The sequence below is a fragment of the uncultured Methylibium sp. genome (assembly GCF_902826655.1).
In the GTDB taxonomy this organism is placed as follows: domain Bacteria; phylum Pseudomonadota; class Gammaproteobacteria; order Burkholderiales; family Burkholderiaceae_C; genus Methylibium.
Genome location: NZ_CADEFR010000056.1, coordinates 1 through 3,181 on the forward strand (window position 1 = coordinate 1; position 3,181 = coordinate 3,181).

Consider the following 3,181-nt stretch of genomic DNA (forward strand, 5'->3'; position numbering starts at 1 on the left):
CCGGTGGTCGGCGGCTACACGCCCGACAAGGTGGCGCTGCGCCGCGCGATCGCGCTGGCGGTCGACGTCGACAAGGAGATCCGCCTGGTGCGCAAGGGCCAGGCCATCCCGGCGCAGGGCCCGATCGGGCCGGGCACCTGGGGCTACAACACGGCGATGAAGACCGAGATGAGCGAGTTCAGCATCGCCCGCGCCAAGGCCCTGCTCGACCTCTACGGCTACGTCGACAAGGACGGCGACGGCTGGCGCGAGCAGCCGGACGGCCAGCCGCTGATGCTGGAGTACGCGACCCAGCCCGACCAGTACAACCGCGCGCTGTCCGAGCAGTGGAAGAAGAACATGGACGCCATCGGCCTCCGCATGGACTTCCGCATTGCCAAGTGGCCCGAGAACCTGAAGGCCTCGCGCAGCGGCAAGCTGATGATGTGGGGCGTGGGCTGGAGCGCCGGGCCCGACGGCGAGGGCTTCCTCGAGCTGGGCTACGGTCCCAACAAGGGGCAGGCCAACCACGCGCGCTTCGACCTGCCGGCCTTCAACGCCGCCTACGACCGCCAGAAGCTGCTGCCCAACGGCCCCGAGCGCCAGGTCGCGATGGACGAGGCGCAGAAGCTGATGGTCACCTACATGCCCTACAAGGTCCACGTGCACCGCATCTACACCGACCTGGCGCATCCCTGGGTCGTCGGCTACCACCGCAACGTCTTCCTGCGCGAGTTCTGGAAGTTCGTCGACATCGACCCGGCGCTGCTGCCGGCCGCGCGCTGATGCGTGCGATGCGACGGGCCGGAGCCGTCCTGCTGACGCTGCTGTCGGCGCTGGCGCTGCCGGCCGCGGCCGCCGACGCGGCCAAGCCCAAGGTGCTGCGCATCGCCTTCCGCGCCGCCGAGACCGGCTTCGATCCGGCACTGATCAACGACCTGTACTCGCGCACCGTCACCCCGCACATCTTCGAGGGGCTGTACACCTACGACCCGCTGGCGCGGCCCGCGAAGATCAAGCCGCTGACCGCCGCCGCGATGCCCGAGGTGTCGGCCGACTTCCGCGTCTGGACGATCCGCATCAAGCCCGGCATCCACTTCGCCGACGACCCCGCCTTCAAGGGCAGGAAGCGCGAACTGGTGGCCGAGGACTACGTCTACACCTTCAAGCGCTTCTTCGACCCTGCGAACAAGAGCCCGGTGTACGCCGGCATCGCCGAGAACGGCCTCCTCGGCCTGGACGAGCTGCGCGAGGAGGCGCTGAAGAACAAGACGCCCTTCGACTACGACCGCCCCGTCGAAGGCCTGAAGGCGCTGGACCGCTACACGCTGCAGTTCCGCCTGAAGTCGCCGCGGCCGCGCTTCCTGTACGGCCTGGCGACCGGCGATCTGTTCGGCGCCGTGGCGCGCGAGGTCATCGAGCACTATCCCGGCGAGACGATGGCCCACCCGGTCGGCACGGGGCCCTTCGTGCTGAAGCAGTGGCGACGCAGCTCGCTGATCGTGCTGGAGCGCAACCCGCAGTTCCGCGAGATGGTCTACGACGCCGAGCCCAACGCCGACGACGCCGACGGCCAGGCCACGCTGGCGCGCTTCAAGGGCCGGCGGCTGCCCATGATCGACCGCGTCGAGGTCAGCATCATCGAGGAACCGCAGCCGCGCTGGCTGGCCTTCCTGAACGACGAGCTCGACGCCGTCGAGCTGCCCGAGGACTTTGCCAACCAGGCGATCCCCAACGGCAAGCTCGCGCCCAACCTTGCCCGGCGCGGCATCACGCAGCACAGCATCGTCTACGCCGACGTGCGCATGACGATGTTCAACATGGAGGATCCCGTCATCGGCGGCTACACGCCCGACAAGGTGGCGCTGCGCCGCGCGATCAGCCTGGGCTTCGACCTCGACCGCGAGATCCGCCTGGTGCGGCGCCAGCAGGCGATCAAGGCGCAGGCCGGCCTGATGCCGCACACCTACGGCTACGACCCCCAGCTGCGCAGCACCAACTCCGAGTACGACCCGGCGCGCGCCAAGGCCCTGCTCGACCTCTACGGCTACGTCGACAAGGACGGCGACGGCTGGCGCGACCAGCCGGACGGCTCGCCGCTGGTGCTGGAGTTCTCGACCCAGTCGGACCAGCTGTCGCGCCAGCTCGACGAGACCTGGCAGCACGGCATGAACGCGATCGGCGTCCGCATGACGCTGCGCACGCGGCAGTGGCCCGAGAACCTGAAGGCCGCGCGCTCCGGCAAGCTGATGCTGTGGATGGTGGGGCTGAGCGCCGCCTCGCCCGACGGCCAGCCCTCGTTCCAGCGTCTCTACGGCCCCGCCGCCGGTGGGCAGAACCTGGCGCGCTTCAAGCTGGACCGCTTCGACGAGCTCTACCGCCGCAGCAACGAGATGGCCGACGGCCCGGAGCGCCTGGCGCTGATGAACGAGATGAGCAAGCTCAACACCGCCTACATGCCCTACAAGTACCACGTGCACCGCATCTACACCGACCTTCTGCAGCCGCGCCTGGTCGGCTACAAGCGGCCGCTGTTCTGGCAGGAGCTGTGGCACTACGTGGACATCGACGAGCGCCCGCTGCCCGCGCGCTGATCTCGCCTTCGAGAGGCCTGCATGCCGCTGCCCGAACCGCGCATCCTCGACTACACGCGCTGGCTGGCACGGCATCGCGGCCTGCAGTTCGATCCGACGACGACCGCCGGCTACGACGCGCTGTGGCGCTGGTCGACCGGCGACCTGGACGCGTTCTGGGGCTCCGTCTGGGACTACTTCGACCTGCAGTCGCCGACGCCCTGGCGCGCGGTGCTGGCCGAGGCGCGCATGCCCGGCGCGCGCTGGTTCGAGGGCGCGCAGCTCAACTACGCGCAGCAGGTGTTCCGCCACGCCGATGCGGCGCATGCGGCCGGCCACCCGGCGATCGTGTTCCGCAACGAGCGCATGGGGCGCGCGCTCGCGATGACGAGCTGGCCCGAGCTGCGGGCCCGCGTCGCCTCGCTGGCCGCGGCACTTCGCGGACTCGGCGTCGGCCCCGGCGACCGTGTCTGCGCCTACCTGCCCAACACGCCGGACGCGGCGGTGGCCTTCCTGGCCTGCGCGAGCCTCGGCGCGGTCTGGTCGGTCTGCTCACCCGACATGGGTCCGGTGGCGGTGCTCGACCGCTGGCGGCAGATCGAACCCCGGGTCCTGATCGCCTGCGACGG

The 3,181-nt window shown here is 70.1% G+C and carries 3 protein-coding genes; all 3 read left to right on the top strand.

Annotated features, from left to right (window positions below):
• On the top strand, window positions 1-765 hold a 765-nt coding region (locus QZV97_RS16800; protein WP_295645096.1), incomplete at its 5' end, for an ABC transporter substrate-binding protein.
• Between the two features lie 8 nt (window positions 766-773).
• A complete protein-coding gene (locus tag QZV97_RS16805; protein WP_295645099.1) occupies window positions 774-2,573 on the top strand; it encodes an ABC transporter substrate-binding protein in 1,800 nt (599 codons plus the stop codon).
• A gap of 21 nt (window positions 2,574-2,594) precedes the next feature.
• On the top strand, window positions 2,595-3,181 hold a 587-nt coding region (locus QZV97_RS16810; RefSeq protein ID WP_295645102.1), incomplete at its 3' end, for an AMP-binding protein.